General features: G+C 71.0%; 23 protein-coding genes. 6 read left to right on the top strand and 17 right to left on the bottom strand.

Going from position 1 to position 25061, the window contains the following annotated elements:
• Window positions 1-404: 404 nt before the first annotated feature.
• Window positions 405-4367, bottom strand: a complete 3963-nt coding sequence (locus VFZ70_09110; protein ID HEX6255955.1) for an EamA family transporter — start codon at window positions 4365-4367, stop codon at window positions 405-407.
• On the opposite strand from VFZ70_09110, the gene VFZ70_09115 reads away from it, so the two are divergent.
• Window positions 4335-4544 carry a hypothetical protein gene (locus tag VFZ70_09115; GenBank protein ID HEX6255956.1) on the top strand — a complete coding sequence of 70 codons (210 nt, stop codon included), beginning with the start codon at window positions 4335-4337 and terminating at the stop codon, window positions 4542-4544. The genes VFZ70_09110 and VFZ70_09115 overlap by 33 nt on opposite strands.
• A 130-nt stretch (window positions 4545-4674) precedes the next feature.
• On the opposite strand, the gene VFZ70_09120 is transcribed toward VFZ70_09115, so the two are convergent.
• Complete coding sequence (locus VFZ70_09120; protein HEX6255957.1) at window positions 4675-6090, bottom strand: ATP-binding protein; 1416 nt, start codon at window positions 6088-6090, stop codon at window positions 4675-4677.
• Entirely contained in the window at window positions 6090-6767 is a 678-nt protein-coding gene (locus VFZ70_09125; GenBank protein HEX6255958.1) for an NAD(P)/FAD-dependent oxidoreductase, read from the bottom strand. Before VFZ70_09125 ends, VFZ70_09120 begins: the two co-directional genes overlap by 1 nt.
• Before the next feature lie 566 nt (window positions 6768-7333).
• Here VFZ70_09125 and VFZ70_09130 point away from each other — a divergent pair.
• The 3 genes from VFZ70_09130 to VFZ70_09140 all read left to right on the top strand — a co-directional run bounded on the left by VFZ70_09130 (window position 7334) and on the right by VFZ70_09140 (window position 9427).
• Window positions 7334-7675, top strand: a complete 342-nt coding sequence (locus VFZ70_09130; protein HEX6255959.1) for a hypothetical protein — start codon at window positions 7334-7336, stop codon at window positions 7673-7675.
• 383 nt (window positions 7676-8058) lie between these two features.
• Window positions 8059-8757: a helix-turn-helix domain-containing protein gene (locus VFZ70_09135; protein ID HEX6255960.1), complete on the top strand. Its 699-nt coding sequence runs from the start codon at window positions 8059-8061 to the stop codon at window positions 8755-8757.
• A gap of 13 nt (window positions 8758-8770) precedes the next feature.
• Window positions 8771-9427 carry a hypothetical protein gene (locus tag VFZ70_09140; protein ID HEX6255961.1) on the top strand — a complete coding sequence of 219 codons (657 nt, stop codon included), beginning with the start codon at window positions 8771-8773 and terminating at the stop codon, window positions 9425-9427.
• A 503-nt stretch (window positions 9428-9930) separates the two neighbouring features.
• Here VFZ70_09140 and VFZ70_09145 read toward each other — a convergent pair.
• The 8 genes from VFZ70_09145 to VFZ70_09180 form a co-directional block, all read right to left on the bottom strand.
• Window positions 9931-10578, bottom strand: a complete 648-nt coding sequence (locus VFZ70_09145; protein HEX6255962.1) for an alpha/beta hydrolase — start codon at window positions 10576-10578, stop codon at window positions 9931-9933.
• A gap of 247 nt (window positions 10579-10825) precedes the next feature.
• On the bottom strand, window positions 10826-11530 hold the full coding sequence (locus VFZ70_09150; GenBank protein ID HEX6255963.1) for a hypothetical protein: 705 nt from the start codon (window positions 11528-11530) through the stop codon (window positions 10826-10828).
• 63 nt (window positions 11531-11593) lie between these two features.
• Complete coding sequence (locus tag VFZ70_09155) at window positions 11594-11854, bottom strand: hypothetical protein (protein HEX6255964.1); 261 nt, start codon at window positions 11852-11854, stop codon at window positions 11594-11596.
• A 4-nt stretch (window positions 11855-11858) separates the two neighbouring features.
• Window positions 11859-11996 carry a hypothetical protein gene (locus tag VFZ70_09160; GenBank protein ID HEX6255965.1) on the bottom strand — a complete coding sequence of 46 codons (138 nt, stop codon included), beginning with the start codon at window positions 11994-11996 and terminating at the stop codon, window positions 11859-11861.
• On the bottom strand, window positions 11984-12181 hold the full coding sequence (locus VFZ70_09165; protein ID HEX6255966.1) for a hypothetical protein: 198 nt from the start codon (window positions 12179-12181) through the stop codon (window positions 11984-11986). Before VFZ70_09165 ends, VFZ70_09160 begins: the two co-directional genes overlap by 13 nt.
• A 19-nt stretch (window positions 12182-12200) precedes the next feature.
• Window positions 12201-13352, bottom strand: coding sequence for an adenylate/guanylate cyclase domain-containing protein (locus VFZ70_09170; GenBank protein HEX6255967.1), 1152 nt, complete (start codon window positions 13350-13352; stop codon window positions 12201-12203).
• Between the two features lie 185 nt (window positions 13353-13537).
• Window positions 13538-13759 (bottom strand): hypothetical protein, encoded by a 222-nt coding sequence (locus VFZ70_09175; GenBank protein HEX6255968.1) that lies wholly within the window; start codon window positions 13757-13759, stop codon window positions 13538-13540.
• A gap of 104 nt (window positions 13760-13863) precedes the next feature.
• A complete protein-coding gene (locus VFZ70_09180; GenBank protein HEX6255969.1) occupies window positions 13864-16110 on the bottom strand; it encodes a LuxR C-terminal-related transcriptional regulator in 2247 nt (748 codons plus the stop codon).
• A 279-nt stretch (window positions 16111-16389) separates the two neighbouring features.
• Here VFZ70_09180 and VFZ70_09185 point away from each other — a divergent pair, with 279 nt between their 5' ends.
• A complete protein-coding gene (locus VFZ70_09185; protein ID HEX6255970.1) occupies window positions 16390-17328 on the top strand; it encodes an ABC transporter ATP-binding protein in 939 nt (312 codons plus the stop codon).
• 58 nt (window positions 17329-17386) lie between these two features.
• Window positions 17387-18130 (top strand): ABC transporter permease, encoded by a 744-nt coding sequence (locus VFZ70_09190; GenBank protein ID HEX6255971.1) that lies wholly within the window; start codon window positions 17387-17389, stop codon window positions 18128-18130.
• Between the two features lie 209 nt (window positions 18131-18339).
• Here VFZ70_09190 and VFZ70_09195 read toward each other — a convergent pair whose 3' ends face one another.
• From VFZ70_09195 to VFZ70_09220, 6 genes are all read right to left on the bottom strand, one after another.
• Window positions 18340-19698, bottom strand: a complete 1359-nt coding sequence (locus tag VFZ70_09195) for an adenylate/guanylate cyclase domain-containing protein (protein HEX6255972.1) — start codon at window positions 19696-19698, stop codon at window positions 18340-18342.
• 546 nt (window positions 19699-20244) lie between these two features.
• Window positions 20245-20433 carry a hypothetical protein gene (locus VFZ70_09200; protein ID HEX6255973.1) on the bottom strand — a complete coding sequence of 63 codons (189 nt, stop codon included), beginning with the start codon at window positions 20431-20433 and terminating at the stop codon, window positions 20245-20247.
• An 829-nt stretch (window positions 20434-21262) separates the two neighbouring features.
• The gene (locus VFZ70_09205) at window positions 21263-22126 is read right to left on the bottom strand and encodes a hypothetical protein (protein ID HEX6255974.1); all 864 of its coding nucleotides are present in this window, start codon (window positions 22124-22126) and stop codon (window positions 21263-21265) included.
• 41 nt (window positions 22127-22167) lie between these two features.
• Entirely contained in the window at window positions 22168-23010 is an 843-nt protein-coding gene (locus VFZ70_09210) for a hypothetical protein (protein HEX6255975.1), read from the bottom strand.
• 10 nt (window positions 23011-23020) lie between these two features.
• Complete coding sequence (locus VFZ70_09215) at window positions 23021-23563, bottom strand: flavodoxin domain-containing protein (GenBank protein HEX6255976.1); 543 nt, start codon at window positions 23561-23563, stop codon at window positions 23021-23023.
• Between the two features lie 15 nt (window positions 23564-23578).
• Window positions 23579-24253, bottom strand: coding sequence for a hypothetical protein (locus VFZ70_09220; GenBank protein ID HEX6255977.1), 675 nt, complete (start codon window positions 24251-24253; stop codon window positions 23579-23581).
• Window positions 24254-25061 lie beyond the last annotated feature (808 nt).

A 25061-nucleotide genomic window follows, 5' to 3' on the forward strand; every position in this document is an offset into this window, starting at 1 on the left:
AGCCCGGTGCCGGACGGGAGTGCCACACGTCGCAGTCGCTCACACGCGCGACGATAGACGGTCACAGGCGGACCACAAGACCTGTCGAGTGGCGGTGCGCCGCGACCTTGCCTGAGTGGATCGCGAGTGATCGCGACGTACAGGCCGTCGACCGGCGCGTCGAGCACCTCGCCTACGGTCGCGTCGCTGAACCCGGCGCCGCTTGAGTGTGTGACGCGACTCGTGATGTCGCACGTCGCCACTCGGCGAACCGAGCATCCTCGCCGCTGGTTGAGCTCCGGGTGACGCGGGGTGTTGACCGGTCGGCACCCCCGCATGAGTGTGCGGGACTTGGCCGTCCGAGGATGGGCCTCGGGCCGGGTACCCGGTCATGGGAGGTGCCGACCATGGCGGATCGGCCGCGGTCACGCTCGGCCCGCGTACCTGGCGACCGCGCGCTGCGGCGAGGTGTCGGCCGTGGGGGAGGCCGACCGGGGTCGCATCGCGCCGACGTAGACGCCGGCGAGGATCAGGCCGCCACCGAACACCAGGCCCGTGGTGATCGGCTCGTGGTCGAGCCAGGACGACAACGCCACCGCCACTGGCGGCATCAGCATCGTCAGGTAGGCCGCGCGTGACGCCTCCCAGTGGCGCAGGACGACCAGGTAGAGCATGAACACGCCGATCGAGCCACCGAGCACCACGTAGCCGATCGCCCACCACGTCGCCGGCTGCCGTGGCAGCACGATGTGGTCGCCCGCGACGAGCGCGCCGGCGAGCAGCACCACGGCCCCGACGGCCATGCCGACCGCGTTCAGGACAACGGGATGCAGATCGTGCCGCTGCGCAAGTCCGCGCGCCACGATCGCCGCCTGCCCCATGCAGACGACGCCGGCGACGGCTGCCAGCACCGCAAGGGGCGGCGCCGCACCTGCCAGAGACACTTTCGACACCAGCGCCACACCCGCCAGCGCCAGGACGCCACCGACCACGGCCGTCACCCGCAGGTGCTCCCTGCGCTGGACGACCGCCAGCAAGAGCGTTGCCAGTGGCACCAGCGCGATCAGTGTCGACGCGAGCCCGGCCTGGATGTGCGACAGCGCGTAGTACGCCGCCGCGAACGCGCCGCCGAAGTTCAACAGCCCGTACAGCGCCACCCCCCTGAGCGCGACGCCGGGCGGCAGCCTGAGCTGAGGCGCAGCACGGCCATCATCCCCGCCAGCAGCAATGACGCGAGCGCGAAACGCAGCGCAGCGCCCCACAGGGCGTCGAGCTCCAGGACCGTGAACCGCACACCGACGGGATTGCCGCCGGCCAGGATGCCGCCGACCACCAGCGCCGTCACCGCGGCCCGATCTCCGTGCTGCGTCGCCGTCCGCATGTCCGCTCCTCGGTCGCCAGTGCGTGTGATCGACGCTACGGACGCATGACCGATGGCGAACCCGCGGAACTGCCCATGCTGAGGGCGACGCCCACCTAATCTGGCGACCCGGAACCCTGCCCATCATCGGGTTCGGCGATCCCGAGGCGGGCAGCTTCGGCGGCGGCCTCGGTTCGTGTGCGCACGTCCAACTTGCGCAGGATCGCCGACACGTGGTGGTCGACGGTGCGGGGGGACAGGTAGAGCCGTTCGGCGATCTCCCGGTTGTGCAGGCCGCCGCACAGCAGTGCCAGCACCTCGACCTGGCGGGTCGTGAGGTTTCCGGGTTCTGACGTGTGGTCGGCCGCGGGCCGCGTGGCAGGCCACGCACACCCAACTCCCGGAGACGACGGGCGACCAGCTCGGAGGCCGGCTTCGCCCCGAGCCGCTGCAACACGTCGAGCGCGGCACGCAGCGGCGCGGGCTCGTCGGCGTCGGCCCGCGCGAGCGCCGCCTCGTAGGGACAGCCGAGCGCGTCCCACAGCTCGGCCGCCCGTCGCCAATCGCCGTGGATCTGCGCGCGGTACGGCTCGGCAACGGCGCCCGGCAGCGACTCGTGCAACCCGACCCGCCACCGCCAGTACACCAACGGTCCGTAGGCCCACGGCGCCTCCGCGTCCAGCGCCATGTGCATCACGTCCTCGGTGGCGTCGACGACGGCATCGTGGCGACCCTCGAGCCACGCGATCTCGGCCCTGGCTGCCGCCACCGGCGCGGACCGCAGCAGCTCCTCGGCGGGCGCGAGCCGCGAGGCCACGTCGAGAGGCTCCCATGCGTCCGGCTCCCCCCGACGGCCGCGCACCAGTGCGATGACCGGCAGCGCGAAGACTCCGTACGGCCTGGTCCGCTCCCGCAGTGCGCTCTGTGCCGCGGCCAACGCCGCATCCCAGCGGCCCCGGTCCAGCTCGAGCATCGCCGCGTGCGACAGGTGGATCACCCGGTGGCTGGCCAGGTCCCGCTCGGTGCTGAACTCGAGGGCGTCCGGCAGGACCTGCGCCGCCGCGTCGTACGCCCGCATACGGACCAGAGCCATCAGCAGCAGGCTGTACACCCGCACGACGGCTTCGTCGGACCGCGACGCCACGGCGATTTCCAGGGCCCGGTCGAGCATGCCCCGGCCGTCCGCGCGACCGTGCAGCAGTTCGTGGAAGCCGACGTTGGTCAGGGCGTGTGACCGGACCTCGAGCGCGTCGAACCGTGCGGCGAGCTCGGCCGCGCGGCGGCCATAGTCCTCGACCGTGCCGAGGTCCTCGGCGATCATCGCCACGCTGCTGTACGCCCAGGCGAGCTCGGGCGAGGGCGGGAGCTGTTCGAGCAGGGCGACGGCGGCCCGGACCTGTTGCCTCGCCCGGGGCACGTCGCCCCGATAGAACCGGTACCGCGCGAGACGGCTGCGTGCCTCGCCCTCACGACGAGGGTCGTCCATCGCCTGCAGCGACGCGAGTGCGCCCTCCTGGGCCGCGATCGCGTCCTCGAACTGGCCGATGAGGTAGCACTCGTGGGCGCGACGTTCGTGCAGGTCAGCGACGACCTCCGCCGGCTGGCCGTCGGCGAAGCGCAACGCGCGGGCATGGTGCGCGGCCGCCTCGCGATGGGCGCCGACCGCTGCGGCGCGCGCGGCCGCCACGGGGGCGTGTGCCAGGACCGCCGATGCGTCGTGGGCGGCCTCGGCGTGGTGGGCGAGCCGCGCAGGATCCGGCCTGCCCGCTGTGGGCTCGGCCAGCGCCCGCAACGCGGCGCGGTGCAGCCGCCGTCGCTGGTCGGGCAGCAGCGATTCCTCGACGGCGAGCCGCCCGAGCTCGTGGCGGAAGGCCACGCCACCGGCCGTTGCGACCAGGATCCCCGAGCTCACACAGTCGTCGAGCGGGGCGATGTCATCGCGGTCCACCATCCGCTCCACCAGCCACAGCTCGGCCTCGGCCGGGACCACTGCCACCGCGTCGAGCACCTGCCTCGCCGCGGGTTCCAGGCGGGCCGCACGGGCGAGCACCGCGTCGCGGACCGTCGCCGGGACGCCGGACGTGTCTGTGGCGAGTGCCTCCGTGACGAAGAACGGATTGCCACCCGTGTGGTGGTGGAGCACGTCGACGTCGAGGTGGCCAGGCCGATCGGCGGCGAGCTCCGCGACAGCGTCACGCGACAGCGGAGCCAGGTGCAGCCGCCGGACGGCCGGACCCGTTGCGATCTCGCCCAGGACGAGACGAAGCGGATGCCACCGCCCCAGCTCGTCGTCGCGGTAGGTCACGACCACCAGCGCCCGGGTCGTGGCCACACGGCGTGCCAGCAGGCGCACGACGTCGAGGGTCGCCTGGTCGGCCCAGTGGACGTCCTCGATCACCAGCACGGTCGGCCGGACGCCGTCGAGCTCCTCGACGAGCGCGCTCACCACCTCGTACGGGCGGGCGCCCCTGGTCACGAGCTCGGCCAGCGCGCCAGCCGTCGTCTCCGCGATCGGTAGGAGCGGACCCAGCGCGCGGGGGGTGAACAGCGGATCGCACGCACCCCACAGGATCCGCGTCGCGCGGACCTGCCCGGCGCAGAAGTGACGGGTCAGGGCGGACTTGCCGGCACCCGCCTCACCACCGATGAGCACCAGCTGTCCGCCGTCGCCCGCCGTCACCGCCGCGACAGCGTTGCCCAACGCGGCGAGCTGCGGCCCTCGCTCCAGCAGTCGGCCCGCGGGCGCCGAGATGCCACCTGCTGCCTCACCCGCCGGGTTCGATGCGATCGCTGAGCACCTCCCTTCCTCCCGCAGCCTGATCGTGATGGCTGGACGCCGGGTTGTCGAGCATGGCGCGCCCTCGCGCGCCGAGTTGTCCGTCGACACCACGGCGACAGGTGCGGGTGTCCCGCTGCTCGCACCGTTCTGCGAGTGGCCGTCGACCGTGGTGGCCCGGACCACTGATGGCCAGCAGGCGCGATCGACCTCACCACCGTGGCTGAACCGCCTGATGACCGCCTGCTGCACACACCCGGTCTCCAGCGCTGGGTCGGGCGCGGCACGGCGCTACTGACGTTGACCGGGCGGCGGACCGGCCAGACGTACCCGGCGAGCTACGCCCGCGACGCCGACGGGCGACAGCGGGTGGACGACCTGACACGATTCGTCTCCGATTCGGTGGTGGTCGAGGTTCACCTTCGGTGACGCAGTCGGGATCAGGTCGTCGGCTGCCGCTCCTCCACGTGTGCGTGGAGGTCGCCCACGGGTCATGCATCTGCGTGAGCACGGCCGTCGAGCCTGCCGCCCGCGAGTCCGATCCCCCGCTCGTGCGGTCCTACGACTGGTGAACGTCAGTGTGAGCCTCCGTGTCGAGCCGACGGAGGGGCAGCCGGACCCTCAGCACGGTCCCGCCAGGACCAGCGTCGATGCTGATCGCGCCGCCGTGGCGCTCGACGACGATGCGTCGTGCGATGTCGAGGCCGAGGCCGGTGCCCTCGCCGACGTCCTTGGTCGTGAAGAACGCTTCAAACGCGCGCGCGGCCACGTCGGACGGCATGCCCGGTCCGGTGTCACCGATCTCGACGATCACGTCGTCGCCCGCGGCGCGGATCACGACCCGCAAGGTACCGACGCCGTCCATGGCGTCGACGGCGTTGTCGATGAGATTGGTCCACACCTGATTGAGCTCCCCGGGATACGCGTCGACCCGTGGCACATCGGCGTAGTCGCGGACGATCGTCACGGCGTGCAGCTTGTGGCCCAGGATCACCAACGTGCTGTCGAGGCCGTCCCTGAGGTCGGTCAGCTGCATCGACGCGCGATCCATCTGGGAGTAGGACCTGACTGCAGCGACGAGCTCGGAGATGCGCCGGGTCGACTCCCGGACCTCTGCGAGCAGCGTGGCCGCGGACAGCGTGCTGGCCACCCACTCCAGGCCGGGCGCGAGGCTGGGCCCCTGCAGCACGCGTGCGGCGCGCTCACACCAGGCGCTGTCGACGCCGGCGGCGGCGAGCGGCGGCGCGATCGTCCACTCGCGTTCGACGCCGTGCCGAACGAGCCACGCCGTCAGCTCCTGCTCGAGGTCAGCGCGGAACAGCGGATCCACATCGTCGCCGTCCAGTGGTTCGATCTCGTGACGCAGGTCGTCGAGGGCGGCGAACTGGGCCGCTGAGATGTTGTCCTGCGCGAGCCGGTCGAGCGATGACAGCAGTGTGTGGTGGGCGGTGTCGAGCGCGTCGGCCGCCCGGCTCGCGGCCGAGGCGGGGTTGTTGATCTCGTGCGCGAGACCGGCGGCCAGCGTGCCGAGGGTGACCAGCGATCCGCGTTGGCGTGCGGTTGCCTCGATGGAGCGCGCGGTGCGATACAACCCCTCGATGAGGTGACCGCCGAACGGGAACCAGGAGCTGGTCAGCTCACGCAACACGCCTGCGGGGACGCGCAGCACCCACCCGGCGGCCACGACGCGCCCGGTCGCGAGGTAGACGCCCTGATCGTCCCAGGCTCGGAACCCGCCCGCCCACCGTCCCGGCACGTCCATCTGTGCGACCAGCAGGTGCTCGCGGCCGACGTGACGGTACAGGTCGAGGGCGCCCTCCACGAGCACCCACCAGAAGTCCGCCTGCTCGCCCTCGCGGAACAACACGTCGTCAACAGCGATGTCCACCTTGGAGCCGCCGTCACGCAGGTCGGCGAGTTGCTCGTCGGTGAGCCCGTCGAACAGGCCGATGGCACGGAGCTCGTCGACCCGCATCAGATGGTCGCCAGGTAGCGATGGATGAGGTGGACCGACATCGCGCCCTCACCCACGGCGGACGCGACCCGCTTCATCGAGTCGAGCCGCACGTCCCCCGCGGCGAAGACGCCGGGCACGCTCGTCTCCAGCGCGAACGGCTCCCGCCCGAGCGGCCAGCGCTGCGCACGGGGTGATGCCATCAGGTCGGCACCGGTCATGATGAACCCCCTGTCGTCGCGGGCCACGTCGGGGCCGAGCCATTCGGTGCGTGGGGTTGCTCCGATGAACACGAACAACCAGCTGGCCGGTACGTCCTCCGTCGCCCCGGAGTCGCGGTCGGCCAGCGTCAACGTCTCGAGATGGCCGTCACCATGGACGGCCGCCACGACACTGCGGTGGCGCACCTCGATGTTCGGGGCGTCCATGATCCTTGCCACGAGGTACTGCGACATGGCGCTGAGGGTCGCGGCCCGGACGACCAGCACCACGCGCTTGGCGAAGCGGGCCAGGTTGAGGGCCGCCTGGCCCGCGGAGTTGGCGGCTCCGACGACGTAGACATCGTCGCCCTGGCACTGGCTCGCCTCGCTGGCGTCGACGCCGTAGTAGACCCCCCGCCCGGTGAGCTCGTCGAGTCCCGCGACATCCAGCCGTCGGTAGGACACCCCCGTCGAGACGACGAGTGCGCGGGCCTCGATCCACCGGAGCCATCGAAGCGCACGGCGCGCACCGGCCCCCGCGCCTCGAAGGCAACGACATCACGGGCAAGGACCAGTTCCGCTCCGAAGCGCGACACCTGGGACAGCGCGCGGTGGGCCAGATCCGACCCGCTCAGGCCCTTCGGGAACCCCAGGTAGTTCTCGATCGCCGCGCTCTGGCCCGCCTGACCCCCCGGCGCCTCCCGTTCCACGATCACAGTGCTCAACCCCTCGGAGGCGGCGTACACCCCGGCCGCCAGGCCCGCCGGGCCCCCGCCGACGATGCACACGTCGTACAGCGGTTGCTGCGCGTCGGTCTGGAGGCCAAGTGCGCCCGCGACGTCGAGCGTGGACGGGGCGCGGAGCGGGCCGCCGTCCGGGACCAGCACGAGGGGCAGGTCGGCGGGTGTCGCACCAGCCAGGTCATGCAGTCGCGTGCCCTCGGCGTCGCGCTCGACGTCATACCACCGGTAGGGCACGTGATTGCGCGCCAGGAACATCTTGAGCTCGTGGCTGCGGTCTGACCAGCGGTGTCCGACGACCTTGACGTCGGACGTGTGGTCCAGATGAGCCTGTCGCCAATCGCCGAGCAGATCGTCGACCACCGGGTACAGCCGGCCCTCGGGGGGATCCCATGGCTTGAGCAGGTAGTAGTCCAGGCCGATCTCGTTGATCGCCGTGATCGCCACGTCGGTGTCGGCGTAGGCGGTCAACAACAGGAACTTCGCGTCCGGCGCATGCGTGCCGGCCCGCGCGAGCATCTCGATGCCCGTCATCCGCGGCATCCGCTGATCAGCGACGATCAGTGCCACCTGCTCGCCGCGCAACGCCAGCGTCGTCAGCACAGCGAGGGCCTGCGGTCCGGACTGCGCGCTGATCACGCGGTAGTCGGCCCCATACTGCCGTGACAGATCCCTGGTGATCGCAGCCGACACGAGCGGGTCATCATCGACCGTGAGTATGAGCGGCTTCCCCATGTGAGCCCGCCTTCAGGGACCGCGCTGCCCGCTGGGCGACACGAAGGCCCGGGCAGCTGAGGCCCGCCGATGAGCATATCCGCGGGACGGCCCGAGCAGAAGAAGAAGCCTCGACCGGTCACCGCCAGCGCAAGGCGAAGTGATCGGCGCGTCGCCCAGTGACGTCCGACCGCGTGCTCGGCCGTGGTCGTCGACGCGCCCACCCACCGGTTGAACGCGACATAAGGCTCAGTGATGGTTGACTCAATATTGGACGAGCGATATCGTCTGGGCACCGGACGCGGCGGTCGTGCGTCAGGAAGGACACCACCTGGATGGGTGACACGAATCCGATCGAGCGTCGCGCGATGGTGCATCGGGCGTTGGCTGACGAGCACCGCCTGGCCGTCATCGATCTGCTGTGGCGCGGTGACTGCACGCCCGCGGACCTTCAGGACGCCACGGGGTTGCGGTCGAACCTCCTCGCGTTCCACCTCAACACCCTCGAGGACGCCGGGCTGATCTCGCGGCATCCGTCACAGGGCGACGCGCGTCGCCGGTATGTCACGCTGCAGCCGGCCGCCATCCCGCACGTCGAGGCGGTGGCGCCCCTGGTCATCGACTGCGTGTTGTTCGTGTGCACCCACAACGCGGCGCGGTCACAGCTGGCCGCGGCGCTCTGGCGGCGGCGCAGCGGACGCGACGCTGTCAGCGCCGGCACCCAACCCGCCGAGCGGGTGCACCCGACCGCGGTCGCGGTGGCCGCCGACCACGGGCTGGATCTGTCCGACGCCCACCCCACCCACGTCTGCGAGATCGACGTCCGTCCCGATCTGGTTGTGTCGGTGTGCGACCGCGCGTACGAGACCGGCCTGACCATCGACGCGCCCCGACGCCACTGGTCGATCCCCGACCCCGTCGGCGGAGACCGCACGACGTTCGAGCACGCCTTCGGCCTGATCGCCGACCGCATCGACCGCCTCACCACCGACGCCACCGCCGCCCGACCACCCGACCTGCCCACGCGCCGATGAGGAGCACCACATCATGAGCACCCAGATGTCCGGACCCGCGCCCGCGTCCGCCGAGGAGATCCAGCTGATCAGGTCCAGCGCCGCCCGCCTGCAGCGCGACTTCGACGGCATCTTCGGCGTCGAGACCGTCCAGCGGTTCATGACCGACTCGTTCCAACGGCTCGCCCACGCCCGCATCCGCGCCTACGTGCCGGTGATGGCCGAACGGTTCACCCGCGACCGGCTGCGCGCGATCGCAAAGAACGACGGCAGGATTGCCAGCGACCGGCCGACGGTGCTGTTCCTGTGCGTGCACAACGCCGGCCGCAGCCAGATGGCCGCCGGGTGGATGCGCCACCTCGCGGGCGACCGCGTCGACGTCCTGTCGGGCGGCTCGGACCCCGCCAGCCAGGTCAACCCCGCAGCGGTCGAGGCCATGGCCGAGGTCGGCATCGACATCGCCGGCCAGTTCCCCCGCCCGTGGACCGACGAGATCATCGGCGCCACCGACATCGTCGTGACCATGGGCTGCGGCGACGCCTGCCCGGTGATCCCCGGCAAGCGCTACCTCGACTGGGAGCTGGATGACCCCGCCGGCAAACCCGTCGACGCGGTCCGCCCGGTCCGCGACGAGATCGAACAACGCGTCCGCGCGCTCCTGTCCGACCTCGACGTCCCCATCCGCGCCTGACCAGCGAGCACCACCGGCTGGTCATCGTAGACGCCCGACGACCAGCGTCGGGCGTGCGGTCAACGGCCGGCCTTCACGCCGCGCCGGCGCGTGGGGCGTGCTTGACCACCGGCCGCCACCCGGGGCGTCCGCGGAGGCTCTCCCACACCAGATGGCGCCGCCGATCTCGGCGACCGCCGCAGGCCCGAACAACGACACGGACGTGATCACGGTCATGAACGCGACCGACGCTCCACACCGGAACCACAGCAGCGAGTACCGGGCTTCTCCGATGGACCACGTTGCGTTCGCTCATCATCGCTCGAATGCGGTCGCCGGCGGCGGCGACAAACCTGTGGTCAGAGCATGGCGTTGGATGCCGTCCGCGCGGCGGTCATCCACTGCATGAGCTGGATGACGACGCGCTCACGCCCGGCTACGTCGGCGGGTTCCCCGCGACGAAGGCGTCGAGGTCTGCCGCGACGCGTTCGGGACGCTCCCAGTTGGGGCAGTGGCCCGTGTCGTCATACACGATGAGCTGTGCGTTCGGGATCGCCGCGGCCAATCGCGTCTGCTCCTCGCGGGCGAACAGCCCGTCGTGCGTTTCCCCAGAGGATCATCGTCGGCGCCTCGATCGCCTGCAGCTGATCGTGATCGTCGAACGCCGGCAACCCGTCGAGGGTGGCTCGCCAGACGGGCGCCTGCAGCTTGCGGCTCTCGGCGATGAGCCCTTCGAAGAACACATCCGGGACCGGGCGGTGGATCGTGCCCGCCTGAAACTCGCGGATGAAGCCGTCGGGCACGGGGACCGCCAGATCGTGCACGGCGTCACGTACCTCGCGCATGACATCGTTGCGGGCGGTGACGGCCGAGCCGATGAGCACGAGCCGGGCGACCCGGTTGGGGCGCGTCTCCGCCAGGCGCCGTGCGACGAACGTGCCGAAGGAATGCCCGATGACCGTCGCCCGATCGAGTCCGGCGGCGTCGAGGAAGGCGACGACATCGGCGGCCAATCCGTCCATCGTGTACCCGTGAGCGGGGGCGTCGGAGTCACCGAAGCCACGCATGTCGAGCGCGTAGGTGTGGTAACGGTCGGGTGGGAGCAGCGGCAGGACCCTGCTGTAGGAGTACCAGGAGTCGATGCCAGCCGTGCAGGAACACGAGCGGCTCACGTGCCGGGTCGCCCTGTTCGACGTAGTGCACCTGCGGTCCGGTCGCCAGTCGGGCGGTGGCTGAGGACGGCGTCGTGTTCGTGTGATCGCGCCTGTTCGCGAGTTGCCCGGCACGGACGCCGGTGGCGCCGAGGGCTGGGGTGGGGTCGTGGTGGTCATGACGTGCCTCCTGTTGGCCATGGCGCGAGGGCGTTCGCGCGCATCCCACCCTGTGGCCGCGCCCTGTCACGGCACGCACCGGGCGCTGTCAGGCGCCTGCGTCACCGAGCACAGTGCGTACGACCGTCGTCACGTCGGCACGCGACAAGCGACTGCCGTGGGCGAATGCGGCGTCGGCTGAGGCGGCCGGCAGTCGTGCGCGGACGTCGTCGATCGCGTGTTCGAGCCGCTGGAGCGGCCGGGGAAAGCGCCAGGTCTGTGCGAGGTTGGCCTCCACGGCTCCCGCGACGACCGCCGCCTGCTCGAGCGCGTCCAGCCGTGTGAGAAGCGTGACCGCGGTCATCAGCGCCGACCAGTGCCCAGCCGTGTTGTCGAGCCGCTCCCATGCCGTGATCAGCTCGTCGAGTTCCCCGGCGGTGACGGCGAGTGGGCCATCGACAGCGTGCTCGGCGGCCACAGCCGCGCGCGCGATCATGATGAACAGGCGGCTGTCGACCGGGACGCCGTGGCTGACCGCTCGCTCGTACGCGTCGAGCGCGGCGTTCCGGTCGACGTGCAGGCGGAGCTCGCCAGCGGTGTACCAGGCGAACGCCAGCGCCGTCGGATTGGCCACGGCCTGGGCACGGGCCAGCAAGCCGTCGATCAGGCGGAGGCCAGCGTCCCACCGCGGCCCGTACGCGTGCGCCTGCGCCACGGCGATGTCGGCGAGCAGCACGCCGACGACATTCGGCGCGCGGAGCCGACTGACCCTGCGGTAGTCGTCGATGGCCTCATCGATCCGGCCATCGAACATGGCAAGATCCGCGGTCACATCGAGCGCCTCGGCGGCCGCAGGCGCGGACGGCCCGCCTGCGACCTACTGCCACGCCGCATGCAGATCCGGTGTCAGAGCGTCCAGTCGGGCCACCGCCAGCGCCTCCTCCGGCGCCCACAGCGCCGCCGCATCGGCGGACAGACGGTCGGCGCTGTCGTGCGCATGGCGCCTGACCAGTGACGCGTGCTCGTGGTCGTCGAGCTGTTCGCGCGCGAATGCACGCAGGGTCTCGAGCAGCCAGAAGCGATCGTTGCCGGCCTGGACCAGTGACTGCTCCACCAGCCGCGACAGCACCGCTGCCACCGCGTCAGCCGCGACGCCGCCGCCTGCAGACGGCCTCGACCTGTGGCAGCGAGAAGGTGGACGGAAAGACGGCCAGACGAGCGAACAGCGCGGCCTCGTCAACGTTGAGCAGGCGATGCGACCAGTCGATCACCGCGCGCATCGTCCGGTGGCGGTCGTCAGCTGTCGTGCGGCCACCGGTGAGTAGGTCGAGTCGGCCGCCGACACGGCCTCATTGACGTGCATCACCAGCAGGGCCAGGAGTGCCTGCTGGCGTGCTCCCGCGAGTCGGAGCGGCCTGCCGTCCACCTCGACGTCCAGCGGCCCGAGCACGCGAACGGTGATCAAAGCGCGATTCGCGCCGCGATCATGCGCATCCTCGACAGCGAGCAGCTCCCACGGCTCGGCGATCCCCTGAGCGTGTGGGTTCCGCGACGTCGAAACGCAAGGCCCGAGCCGGCCACGAGATCGCGAACGGACCGTGTGATCCAGACCTCGCCGGGCGTTGCGAGCGACGCCACGCGGGCATCAATGTGGACGCCGACGCCTGCGATGTCGTCACCCCGAGTTGTTGCACCTCGGTGGCGTGGACCCCGACACGCAGGGCCAGATCCAGTGGTGCGACGGTCTGCTGCAGCGCCTGCCCGAACCGGACGGCACGAGCAGGTCCGTCGAACGTGGCCAGCATGCCGTCGCCGGTTGTGGAGATCTCGGCGCCACGGTGTCGGGCCAGTTCCGACCGCGCGGCGGCGTGGAAGCGACCGAGCGTCCTGGTCCATGTCCGGTCGCCGACTCGCTCCGCGAGCTCGGTCGATCCGACCACGTCGACGAACACCACGGTCGTGAGCACCCGATCCAGGACCGGCGCGGGGCTCACGCCGGTGACGAGCGTCTCGACCGCTGCCAGCAACGGTTCCTGGTCGACGTAGATGAGGTGATCGCGCCCGTCCAGTGCGACGAGTGTGGCGTCGGGGATGGTGGCCGCCAGGTGTTCCCCGTGCTCAAAGCCGAACCAGCCGTCAGACACCCGGTGCACCACCAGCGTCGGAGCACCGATCGTCGGGAGGATGGCCCGAACATCGGTCGCATCAGCCAGCGTGATGAGATGAGCAGCCGTATCGGGAGTCGCGCTCAGCCGGTCGGGGTACGTCGCTGCGAACAGCAGCGCCAGTGGTCCGCCCTCGGAGATGCCAAACAGCGTCGCGCGTTCGCTGCCGGCAGCGTCCATCACGGCACGGACGTCGTCCATGCGCTCCTCGAGCGCCGGCGTTTCGGAGACGGGAACCCGGTCGGACAGCCCCGTACCCCGCTTGTCGAACACGATCAGCCGCGTGAACGATGCCAGGCGCGAGAAGAACGACGCCATGGCCTCGTGCTCCCACTGCAGCTCCACATTCGACACGAAACCGGGGATGAACACGAGGTCGGTCGGCCCACCGCCGACGACCTGGTACGCGATGGAGTACGACCCGCTGCGGGCGTAACGGGTGTCAGGCGGCGAGGCCGCATGCCGTGGCATCGCTACCCACCGGCGTCTCCGTCGTGCCAGCTGCGCCTCGGGCCAGGCCCTGCGATGCGCAGCACGGTCTCGGGCACCGACAGTCTACCGAGCCGCTGGCCACGCCGGCCCTTGAATCGCACGTCACGTACGCGGACGCCGATCCGAGCTGTCGGGGGCCCAGCCGGGTGCCCATCTCAGCGTGGTCACCTGCCGTCGGTGTCGGGCATGACCACGTGTATCTGGATGCCGGCGTCCCACAGCAGCGTCAGCACCGCACGCAGTGCGGCCTGATCCATCGAGGGGTGCTCGAGTACCGTACGACCGGCGTCGCGGCGGGTCCGGAGCGGACCGAAACGCCGGTCCAACTCGTCGTGCAGCCCTGTGGGCAGCCTGCCGGCGATCTCGATGCGGCAACTGCGGTCCATGATCCTCCCAACACTGTGGCTCATGCCACCGTGGGCCCCGCTGGTGGGGTGGCGCTCCCCACCGCCGAGGGTCCACCCGGGGTGGAAGGCCGTGCCAGGCTGCGTCAGATGAGTCCGAGGTCGCGGCCACGACGGACCGCGTCGGAACGTGACGTCACCTGCAGTTTGCGGTACAGGCTCTTGGTGTAGCCCTTGACGGTGTTGCGTGACAGGTACAGCTCGTTGCCGATCTCCCGCTGGGTCAACGGGCCCTGCAGGGCGCGGAGCACCGACAGTTCCCGGTCCGTCAGTGCCTCGGGCACGGCGCCCTGCGCACTGGCGATCCTGGCGGCGCCACGACCGAGGCGTTCCTCGGCAGCCGTGATGCGGCGCACGGTTGCCGGCAGCAAGGGGTCGTTGTCGGCGATCTCACGCGCTTCGTTGACCGCGTCGCGTGCGGCTGCCCGGTCGCCCGCGGCGACCAGCGCGTCCGCGAGGACCACCAGCACCCGGGCGGTCTGCGACGGAAACGCCGCAGCTCGCGCGAGGCGCGCGGCGCGCTCCAGCACCGCAGCAGCGTCGGCAATCCGTCCCTGCTCGTAGAGCACGCGCCCCTGGGCAGCGCGCAGCAGGGCGATCGCTGCACCGGCGACCGCACCGAGCGCCGCCTCGAGGGCATCCGCAGCCGTCGCTGAGGCGTCGAGCACCGCCTGTGCGTCGGCGTCGCGCGTCGCATCGAGGAGGGCCATGGCCAGCGCCCCTGCAGTGATCAGGCGCGTGAAGACCGGCAACTCCAGGGCGGTCGCGCGACGCCACGCCTCATCGAGCAGCGGCACCGCCTCGTCATAGGCCTCGATGCCGGCCAGCGCGATGCCCAACGTCAGCCGGGAGATCGCGTAGCCGTGCCGGGTCGGGTCGCCCTCGAGTGCGACGGCACGTCGGGCGACGCCGATGGTGGCCGAAGGATCCAACCTCCGCCCGAACGACCCGCGCAGCGTGTCTATCGCGGCCGCCGCGGTCGTCCACCCCGGAGGCGGGATGACATCGTCAGTCAGGCTGCGCTCCGCGAGGTCGAGCAGCGCGTCAACCCGCTCGAACTGTCCGCTGAAGCCCGCCGCCGACGCCATCGCGATCGCCAACCGCGTGTCGGCTCTCACCAGTTCCGTGTCGAGGTCGTCGGCCAGTCGCAGGAACGTTCCTGCCGCCCCGGCGTCGAGGAAGTCGTCGTCGGAGGCGATCAGCCGTTCGGCCGCCTCGCGCTGACAGCCCGCGGCGGTCAGGTAGCGGATCGCGGTCTCGACGTCACCACGCGCGTCGAACCAGGCGGCCGCCGCTCGCAGCGCCTCGGCGTCATCGGCGGCCGCATCGGCCTCACGCCGGAGTGCGTCACGGAACAGCCGATGGTAGCGGTACCACTGCCGATGCTCGTCGAGCGCGACGACGAACAGGCCCGCGCGTTCCAGATCGTCGAGCAACGCAGCCGAGCCCGTGCGCTGCAGCGCGGCGTCACACAGTTCCCCGCACATCCGGTCCAGGACGCTGCTGCGTAGCAGAAAGTCACGGTGGTCCTCGGGCAGCCGCACCAGGACCTCGGTCGCGAAGTAGTCGGCGATGTGGCGGTCGTCGCCCGCGATCTCCGCGATGCGAACCAGCGGGTCGAACGCGCTCCGCAACGTCAGCGCGGCGAGGTGCACACCGGCGGCCCACCCCTCGGTGCGATCCACCAACGCCCCGACCTCCTGTGCGGGCAACCGCACGCGGGCGACGTCGTCGACCACGTCTGCGGCCTCGGCGGGTTTCAGACGCAGATCGCCCACACGGAGCTCGGTGAGTTGGCCGCGCGCCCGCAGCCGCGCCAGCGGAAGGGGTGGATCGAAGCGCGCTGCGATGACCACTCGCGACCCGGTAGGCAGGTAGGTGATCAGGAATTCGACCGCCTCATGGATCCGGCGGTCGGTGACCGAGTGATAGTCATCGAGCACCAACGCGCACGGACCAGCCGCCGCGAGATCATTGATGAGACTGGGGACCGCGAGGTCGAGAGGGTCGAGCCCCGGCACCCGCAGCGCGGCCAGCGCCTCAGCCCCCACGTCCACGCCGCGGTGCTGCATTGCGGTCACGACGTAGGCCCAGAAGCGGACCGGATCGTCGTCGCTGTCATCCAGCGTCACCCAGGCGACCGGGGGCCGATCGTCGTCGGCTCTGGCCCACTGGACCAGCAACGTCGTCTTGCCCCACCCCGCGGGGGCGACAACGACCGCGAGCGGCGCGGGCTCGTCGAGCCGCGCGAGCAGCCGCAGCCGTGGCACCGCCGTGGGACGCGTCCACGAGGGTGCCAGCTTGCCAGCCAGCATCGGTCGATCGGGCTGCACGACCTTCCACCACCTGTCGCGGCCACATCGACCGCGGTGCCCGGCGAAACCGCGCACAGCCTACGTCAGCGACGTCGTGCGCGCCCGGCTCACGCGTCCATCCACCGACACAGGCCTCCGGAGAGGTGGCTGCACCCGGGGGGGTTTCGCCATGGGGTGGGGTGCCACCACCCCGCTGTCGATCACCGTGCGCGTGTCACCGATCACGGAGGTCACGCCATGAGCACACCCATCACTCCGCACACGAGCGGTCATCCGACGACGACGAACGATCATCGAGTGACAGACCGACGCGGCGCAGAACCGGTCATCTCTGCCGCGGGCCTGTCGAAGCGCTACGGCGCGGTCACCGCGGTCGCTGGCGTATCACTCGAGGTCGCCCGCGGCGAGATCTTCGGCATCGTCGGCCCCAACGGCGCCGGCAAGACCACCACGATCGAGATGATGCAGGGCCTACGCCGCCCCGACGGCGGCACCGTACAGGTGCTCGGACTCGATCCCCAGCGCGACGTCGGGGAGATCCGCCAGCGCGTCGGCACCCAACTGCAGAACGCCGTCCTCCCCGATCGCATGAGGGTGTGGGAGGCGCTCGACCTGTACGCCAGCTACTACGCCAGCCCCGCCGATCCACAGGCGCTCCTCGACGCCTGGGACCTGCGGGACAAGCGCACCTCATCGTTCGATTCCCTGTCCGGCGGCCAGCGCCAGCGCCTGTTGATCGCCCTCGCCCTGATCGGATCCCCCGAGCTGGTGTTCCTGGATGAGCTGACCACCGGGCTCGATCCGCAGGCGCGCCGGCTGACGTGGGACCACGTCCGCACCATCCGCGACGGCGGCGTCACCGTGGTGCTCGTCACGCACTTCATGGACGAGGCCGAGGCGCTGTGTGACCGCATCGCCGTCATCGACGGCGGTCGCATCGCGGCCCTCGACACCCCTTCGGTGTTGGCGAGCCGCGCCGGCCCGACCCGGCGCGTGAGGTTCACGGCGCCCGGCAACTTCGCCACGCACTGGCTGTCGGACATCGCCGAGCTCGAACGCATCGACCGACGTGGTGCGACGGTCGTCGTCACCGGCACAGGCCCGCTGCTGGCCCGCGTCGCGACGGCCCTCGCCGCGCACGGCGCCGCACCCGACGACCTGACCGTCGAGCACGCCAACCTCGAGGACGCGTTCCTCGCCATCACCACACCGTCCGTCCAGTCACGCCGCGTCTGACTCCACCGCTCACCGGCTACCGGCCGTCGGACCGGCCACAACCAAGAGAGGATCCGTCATGTCAACCACCGCACTCGTCAAGACCACCTGGGTCGAGCTGAAGCTGTTCCTGCGCGAGCCCGGCGCCGCGTTCTTCAGCCTCGTCCTGCCCGTCCTGTTGCTGGTGCTCAACGGCTCGACGGGAGGCAACGAACGCCAGGACGCCTTCGGAGGAGCCGGCCTCATCGACATCCTGATCCCCGGCTACATCGCGCTGGTCATCGCGACGTTCGCCATGACCAACCTGCCGGGCGTGCTCGCGACCTACCGCGAACGGGGCGTGCTCCGGCGCCTGCAGGCCACGCCGGTCCGGCCGTGGACGATCCTGTTCGCTCAACTGCTCGTGCAGTCGCTGGTCGCAACGACGGGGCTGGTCGTGCTGGTCGCCCTCGGCACGACCGCGTTCGGTCTCCGGTCGCCAGAGGCGCCGGCCGCCGTGCTCGTCGCCTACGTCGTCGCAGTCTTCGGCTTCGCCGCCTTCGGGTTCGTGCTGGCGGCCGTCATCCCGACCGCCCGGACCACGAGTGCGTTGTCGTTCGCGCTGTACCTGCCGATGATCTTCGTGTCCGGCAGCGTCATGCCGCGCGAGGCGCTGCCCGACTGGGCGCAGCGGATCGGCGACTTCATGCCGCTGACCTACGTCGTCGAGGCACTCAAGCAGCCGTGGATCTCGGGCAGCACGAACGTCACGGCGCTCGGGCTGCTCGTCGCGATGATCGTCGCCGGTACCGCACTCAGCTCCCGGCTGTTCCGCTGGACGTGATGACGCGATCGTCGACTGGCGCTCCCCACCGCGGGTGGCAGGAGCGCCCTGCGCCGCTCGCATGGCGGCCGCCACGCTGGTTCCTCACAACGACGTGGGATGCAGTGCGAACGTACAGACCACGAGCGCCAGTCCTGCGGGTGCCCACCGATCCGTAGTGGGACGGAGGGACAGGATCACGGCGCCCTGCGACGATGGTCCCTCACACCTCAGACCTCCACGCCAGTCGGAGCGGACGTCACGTGCTGACGCGCGTCCGCAACCTCGTACAGCCGCCAGGTGTCGGGCACACCCTTCAGCTGGTGCTCTCCCAGATCGCGGAAGGCGATGCCGGAACCGAACGTGAGGTCGCGGACGGTGCGCGACGCCACGATGCCACCCGACGCCGCGACCGCCATCGCGCGGGACGCGAGATGGATCGCCAGGCCCGTCGTGGCGTCCGGTCCGACCTCGAGCTCGCCGGTGTGCAGCCCGATGCGCGCGCGCAACCCCAGGTCGGCAAGCGCGTCGATCGTGTGCTGCGCGCACATGACGGCCCGGGTCGGGCCGTCGAAGCTCGCGACGACGCCATCCCCCGTGTGCACCAGCTCATCGCCACGGAAGCGCGCGATGGCCCCGCGCACGACGGCGTCGTGGTCGGCGAGCAGCCCGTGCCAACGGGCGTCACCGAGCCGCGACGCGATCGCGGTCGACCCGACGATGTCACTGATCATCACCGTTGCCAGCCGCCGTTGCGGCGACGGGGCACGTTCCGCACCAGTGAGGAAGACCTCGACCGCCGACATCAGGGGTCCGACATCGCCCGCGTGGTACGGGAACGTGTCGGCGCCCTTCAGCTCGACGAGCTGGGCGTCGGGGATGTACTCGGCGAGGTAGCGTCCGAACGCGATGCGGTGGTGCCGTGCGTCTCGTCGGTGCACCACCAGCGTCGGCACCGTGATGGTCGGCAGCACGTCACGGACGTCCAACGACACCACCCACCGGTACATGACGACTGCCGCCCCGGGGGGCATCGCGAGCCGCTGGTAGCGCAGGAACCAACGGCGCGCCTGTTCGTCGTCGGCCAAGGACGGCGCGGTCAACCCGAGGATCTCTGCCGTGTAGCCCCAGTTCTGCTCCCAACGGCCTATCAGCTTCTCCGTGGTGGCCGCCGGCATGCCGATCGGGTAATCATCTGCGCGCCGCCAGCGCGCGAACGAGTTGACCAGGACCAGCCGACGGACCCGCTGCGGATGGGTTGCGGCCAGCAGCATCGCCATCGGGCCGCCCTCGGTGTCCCCGATCACGGCGACCTCGGCGGCCCCCGCCGCGTCGAGCGCGGCGACCGCGTCGTCCATCCACCGCTCCAGGGTGGGCGGATCGTCGAGCGGGACGGGATCCGAGACGCCGGTGCCACGCTTGTCGAAACAGATCACGCGCGCGAACGACGACAGGCGTTCCAGATACGCCGCCACACCTGGGACGTCCCACATCACGTCCAGGTTGGTCATCCAGCTCGTGATGAACAGCACATCCAGCGGGCCATCGCCGAACACCTGGTACGCGACATGGCCACTGTCAGTGCGCACATACCGCGTCGGGGGCGTCCCAGGCATCTCGACAGAGTACGGCACCACACCCGCGGCTGGGCGGACAGCGATGTCGCCGCGCTGAGCGGTGGCCTCACCACGAGCACGGCTCCGCCGCCGCCCCTGAATCGCAACCCTGGCCCTGGCGCCTTGCCCGAGATCGCGCTCGTCGAGTCACTGGCGAACCACGACGACCGGGAGCGGTGATCCGACTCGCCGTCGCGCTGATCGGCGCCGCCGCGTTCTGGCCCGCCGCGCGGACCCTTTCCCGTTGCCTGCTACCAGGGCGGTCCCGCCACCCCGTGCGCTCCTGACTCTAGGGCTGGTCGCCGGGCCCGCCCTGACTGTTGCAGGAGGCCGGGCGGTCAGCCTGCGGCCCCGTGCACTGCCCCGAGTTCCCGCCGCCGTTGCCCGGCGCCGGCGGCGGCGGCGCCGCCAACGCGGCCGCACTCGGCACCAGCAAGGCGACAGTTGCGGTCAGAACCACCAGTCTGCGCTTCATCCTCGTCACTTCCTCATCCCACGGCTTCAGACGCCCTGTGGGTGCTACCCACAGCGCGGCAGATCATTGGTCTGCCCCGGCGGGTGACAGCCGGCTCCCTGATCCTGTGGACCGTTGTTGCCCTGCCCGTTGCCGGCGCCCGGCCCGAACGACGGGTCCGCCGCCGCCGGAGCCGCGATCACACCAAGCGTCAACAGCGCAGTGATGAGCACAGCAATGAACCGTTTGCGCATGACCCAACCCCTCGCACACGCCGGGACTGCCCCGGCCCCACCAGCCCACCGCCGAATCGATGGATGTGAGAGGAGTCTGACCACGACACGAGCGGAACTCAAGATCTACGACGAGGCACGTACTATAGCCAATAGTGGCTAGCCAGCCTGCGCCCGGGCGGCAAGTCATGTTCTGGACACGCCGAGATCATGCAGGGTGGGTTCCAGCGGGTCGGTACCACCGATGAGCAGGTGGCCAGTGTCGAGGCACAGCGAGATCGCCGACCCTCGAGGACGCGTACCTCGCAGACACCCCGCGAGATGGGAGCGCCGGCGATCCAGTCGGTGCCGCTGACGTGGTAGGTGGTGCTCATCAAACTGTTCAATCTGACTGGCGGGACGGCGATCGGGGCCGATGGTCGACCCACGCGGGATTGGCGACGGTTGCGCCGCGTTCGTCAGCGTGCGGACGGCGAGTCGTGTCGCAACGGCGGAATCGGTGGACGTTTCTGACCGGTGCGAGTAGTTCAGCCATCGGTGGCGATGCCGCCCCGGACCACTCGGGCGAACCGCCGGCCGACGTCAGGAGCGACGTGATCTGAGGGCCGAGTACCCCGTCGCCGGGTCAGCCTGCAGCAGCCGCTGCCTCGTGCCCACGCTGTCATCGACCCCCGCCCGCACAGGCTGCCCCCGACGCAGGTCAGCAGTGCCAAGGCGATCGCACCGCGGTCCGCGCCGTCGGCCTGCAGGAGCTGGACGGCACGTTCCCAGGTGTCGGCGAACTTGGGGTCGCACGGGTTGCGTTCGGCGGCGACCGGCGGATGCGGGTCTGCCCCTGGATGCGCATCGCTCACCGTCTGGCGATCACAGGTGTCCGGTTCGGTGGGGCTGATGACGTATCGGGCGTGGCGGGCCGCAGGTTCGCCAGCAGCAGCCCGCCGCCGATGGCGAACAGGGCGACGATGAACGGCTCGAACGGGTCGAACGCCGCACCCGGGATGTCGGCGGTGATCTGGAACAGCATCCCTGCGATGTAGCTGACCTGGTGCATGAACCCGGCGACCAGCACGACGGTCGCCAGCAGGTAGCCCCAGGCCCGCCGACGCCACAGCCAGACGGCGGCGAGCAGGTAGGCCGGAACCAGCAGCGACAGGTCGAGCACCGCCCCCAGCCGGGTGAAGGCGAGCGGCACCACGAGCTGCGAGGGCTCGTGTGGGACGGCGCCGGTGAACGCGAACCCGGCCAGCCCCGAAACCTGGATCGCGGCGAGCGGCACCCCGAGCAGCAGCAGGATGACCGCCACGGTACGCACGGGGGTGCGGGGCCGGAACCGCGCGGCGAGCCCGCGGACGTCCAGGGCCACCAGGGACAGCACCAACGCGTACAGGCTGGCGGTGAAGATCGCGATGTGGACGAGCAGCGCGGCGTTGAGCTGCGCGCCGAACAGGTAGTAGGCGTAGTTGTAGACGCAGTAGGCGAGCATGCTGACGCGCAGCAGCCGCGCGGCCGGTCTGCCACGCCACACCGGCAGCAGGGTGAGCGCCAGCAGCGGGGCGACCACGACCAGCGTCACCAGGTCGTAGCCGCGGAACATCGCGTCCACCGGGGCGGCGTCGGTGTACAGCCCCGGCGCCCACAGCCCCGCCGCCGATGCGCCAGCCACGAGCACGGCCACGCCTGCCGCAAGCCACCAGGCCGCAGCCGCCGCTGCCATTCGGGTCTCAACAGGAGCCAACGTGTGCGTTGCCATCTCACTCACCTGCCTTGCCAGTTCTCCGCCGCACGTGCCCGCGGCGCTCGCCCAGCGTGCGGCCTGTAGACGGTCACGACGCAGGCGGCGCCCCAGACCACGGCAGCCACCGCCCACGGCGCAGCCAGCGCTCCCGGCTCCCGCGGGAAGACCAGGCACGCCGCGCCGAACACGATCGCGGCGCTGCCGGCGCACCACGCCGACAGCGTCCACCCCGGTGTGCGCAGGGACGCGAGCAGCGCCACCAGCACCACGGCGACGGCCAGCGCGGCGGCCTCGGCGAACCGGTCGCCTTCGGCGCACCGCCCGAGGAAGCACGACGGCCCGGCCGACCGGGCGCGGTCGAGCATCACCGCCGCATACGCCACGGCCGGAACCACCGCGGCGGCACCCAGCGCCGCCAGAGGCCTGCTCACCGATTCCCCCGCGGCAAGCAGCTGCCGGCGGGCCGGATGCAGCACAACCACAGGCGCCGCAGCCACAAGCAACAGCAGTGCTCCGATGAACGGTTCGATGCGGCCGGCAAGCACCCCTGCCAGCGCCAGGGCGAGCAGCGCGAGGATCGCCTGCTGGACCCCCGCGATCTGACGTGACCTGATCTGGCTGGCGAACCCGGCCGTGATCAAGATCCCGCCGAGCGCGAAGAACGCAAGGTCGACCACCGGGTTGGTCTGCGTGTACGCGGGATCGGTCGACCACAGCGCGATGGTCAGCGCGGTCGTGCCCGTGAACAGCAGCCCCAGGACCGCCGTCAGGGCGGCCGCCCACACCGTCGGGAACCTCGGGGGCGGCACCTCGGTGGGTGCTCGCTCGGCGAGCCGCCCGCGCCTGACGTCGGTGACCGGCATCGCAACCTCCCTACGGGGCGGCCTGGGCCGCGTCCAGTTCACGGGCGATCTCGGCAGCCCAGGCGTCGATCGCGGGCCAATCCCGGAAATCACCCGCCGGCATCGCGTCGTTGGCCGGCATGTGCCGCAGCAGCCGCTCGCCCACCCCCACCGGCGGCGCATCGGGATCCCACGCACCGAAGAACACCCGTTCATCGCGCGGGTCGACCAGGTCGTGGAGTTCATCGAACTCCCGCGGGCGAGTCGTCTCGAGCACGTCACGGCCCTCGTCGTCCACGGCGTCGGTGCCCAGTGGGCCGCTGCTGAACAGCCACACCGGCCGCTCGCGGAGCACCGCACGGTGCCGTTTGACGAACCTCGTGGCCTCCTTCAGCCAGTGGAACATGTACGCCGCCGCGCCGATGACGAACGCGTCGTATGCCTCGACGTCACTGACCTGTGCCACCGGACGCGCCTCGGCGACCATGCCGGCGTCGCGCAGCCCCGCGGCGACTCGCTCGGCGATCCCTGCCGTGGCACCGTGCCGGCTGGCGTAAGCAACCAGAACCCTCATCACGTGTCCTCCCCCTCAACCTGCGGTGGCCTCCAGCCGGTCATGGGCACGGGCTGCCGCCAGCGCCAGGGCGAAGTTGGCGAAGGCGAACGCCGCGAGGCCGATCACCAGTGCGTCGCTGGCCGCGCCCCAGATGGTGGCCAGCGCCATGCCCGGCATCAGGCCGAGGTACCCCAACAGCGCGCCGGCGAGGAACCACGGCCACGCCGGCCCGATCATCCGGCCCAACCGCCCCGGCGGCCGCCGTGGGACCGTGTTCATGCGGGTCGCGACCGCTCCCACGACGAAGCCCATGGGCGGCGGTGCAAGACCGCCGCCGACCAGCAGCAGCAGCCCCGACAGACCGATCAGCACCAGCCCCCCGTCGCTGCGCGCGGCGAACCAGATCGACCAGACCACCACCGCCAACCCGACCGCCACCGCGACCACGCCGGTCGCCAGCAGGTTCGGGACCACCGTCAAGGCCGGCTCGCCCGACAGGACCTCGAGCGCGGGCGCGTCCGGCCAGGACATGATGACCAGCCCCTCGGGACGTACCGGGCCCTGCAGCACCTCGCCGACCCCGTGCTCGACCCCGGCCAGACCCACCAGCGTCCCCAGCACCGCCACCACCACCCGGGTGGCGCCACGCCCGCTCCCGGGTTCCGCCACACGCGCCGCCGGCCGCGTCGTCGCCGTCGCCACAGCCATGCGGCCACCTCCTGCCAAGCCGACGCAATCATGGGCCCGCCAGCCGCCAGACAGCAGGGCCCTCAGTCCCTGCTCGGCGGTGGCGTTCAGCCCCGCGCGACCCGAAGCCAGCGCACATGTGCTCGCTCACCCCGACACTGCGCTCGTCCCACCTCACGGCGAGGCGACTTGAGCACTGTGCTACCGGCTCCAAGATGGCCACGCAGGCAACTGCCCTGCCCAACGCGGTTTGTGGTCAGGGGCGGGGTCGAACCGCCGACCTTACGATCTTCAGTTGACCCGACCTCAAACGGTGTGCTCACCAGGCAGCATGCACGGTCACGCGCGAGCGAATCCGCCGAGTGGTGCGCTGTATGCCAGCAGTAACAGCAAGAGCCAGACCTACAGACATCAGCACACCGTCACGCCAGCCTTTCGCGCAGTAGTGGGTGTCCGTCGCGTCGACGTTCGAAGACGTGGAAAGGAAAGCGAGGGGGGTCGAGCACGCGGGATGCTTCCGCCGAGGTCCGCACGGGACGTGGAAGCGCTCGGGTTACGGCCCGTGGTGCGATGCTGCCGTGCCTGCGTCAGCAGGCCGACGGACCGGTCGTCGTGAACACGTGCCGCAACCTGTTCCGTTGATCGTCGATGCGGCCGGCCAGTCGACCGCGCGGCCGATGACCGGTGACCGTGGGATGTCGACGGCACGACCGGTGCCGGCGAGCAGCAAGCACGGCTGGCCGGCACCGCCCGAGCGGCCGCCGATGGCGGCGGGGGGACAGCGCGTCGTTCGGTGATCGACGTCGACGATGCATGGCGCTGGCGTCTG

This window comes from Euzebyales bacterium, assembly GCA_036374135.1.
Classification (GTDB): domain Bacteria; phylum Actinomycetota; class Nitriliruptoria; order Euzebyales; family JAHELV01; genus JAHELV01.

Excerpts from the sequence above, each read along its gene's own strand:
- VFZ70_09120 (HEX6255957.1), bottom strand. The coding sequence starts at position 6,090 with ATGCGGGTCGACGAGCTCCGTGCCATCGGCCTGTTCGACGGGCTCACC.
- VFZ70_09130 (HEX6255959.1), top strand. The coding sequence starts at position 7,334 with ATGAGCCTGTCGCCAATCGCCGAGCAGATCGTCGACCACCGGGTACAG.
- VFZ70_09135 (HEX6255960.1), top strand. The coding sequence starts at position 8,059 with ATGGGTGACACGAATCCGATCGAGCGTCGCGCGATGGTGCATCGGGCG.
- VFZ70_09140 (HEX6255961.1), top strand. The coding sequence starts at position 8,771 with ATGAGCACCCAGATGTCCGGACCCGCGCCCGCGTCCGCCGAGGAGATC.
- VFZ70_09150 (HEX6255963.1), bottom strand. The coding sequence starts at position 11,530 with ATGTTCGATGGCCGGATCGATGAGGCCATCGACGACTACCGCAGGGTC.
- VFZ70_09160 (HEX6255965.1), bottom strand. The coding sequence starts at position 11,996 with ATGCGCGCGGTGATCGACTGGTCGCATCGCCTGCTCAACGTTGACGAG.
- VFZ70_09170 (HEX6255967.1), bottom strand. The coding sequence starts at position 13,352 with ATGCCACGGCATGCGGCCTCGCCGCCTGACACCCGTTACGCCCGCAGC.
- VFZ70_09175 (HEX6255968.1), bottom strand. The coding sequence starts at position 13,759 with ATGGACCGCAGTTGCCGCATCGAGATCGCCGGCAGGCTGCCCACAGGG.
- VFZ70_09190 (HEX6255971.1), top strand. The coding sequence starts at position 17,387 with ATGTCAACCACCGCACTCGTCAAGACCACCTGGGTCGAGCTGAAGCTG.
- VFZ70_09200 (HEX6255973.1), bottom strand. The coding sequence starts at position 20,433 with ATGCGCAAACGGTTCATTGCTGTGCTCATCACTGCGCTGTTGACGCTT.
- VFZ70_09205 (HEX6255974.1), bottom strand. The coding sequence starts at position 22,126 with ATGGCAGCGGCGGCTGCGGCCTGGTGGCTTGCGGCAGGCGTGGCCGTG.
- VFZ70_09210 (HEX6255975.1), bottom strand. The coding sequence starts at position 23,010 with ATGCCGGTCACCGACGTCAGGCGCGGGCGGCTCGCCGAGCGAGCACCC.
- VFZ70_09215 (HEX6255976.1), bottom strand. The coding sequence starts at position 23,563 with ATGAGGGTTCTGGTTGCTTACGCCAGCCGGCACGGTGCCACGGCAGGG.
- VFZ70_09220 (HEX6255977.1), bottom strand. The coding sequence starts at position 24,253 with ATGGCTGTGGCGACGGCGACGACGCGGCCGGCGGCGCGTGTGGCGGAA.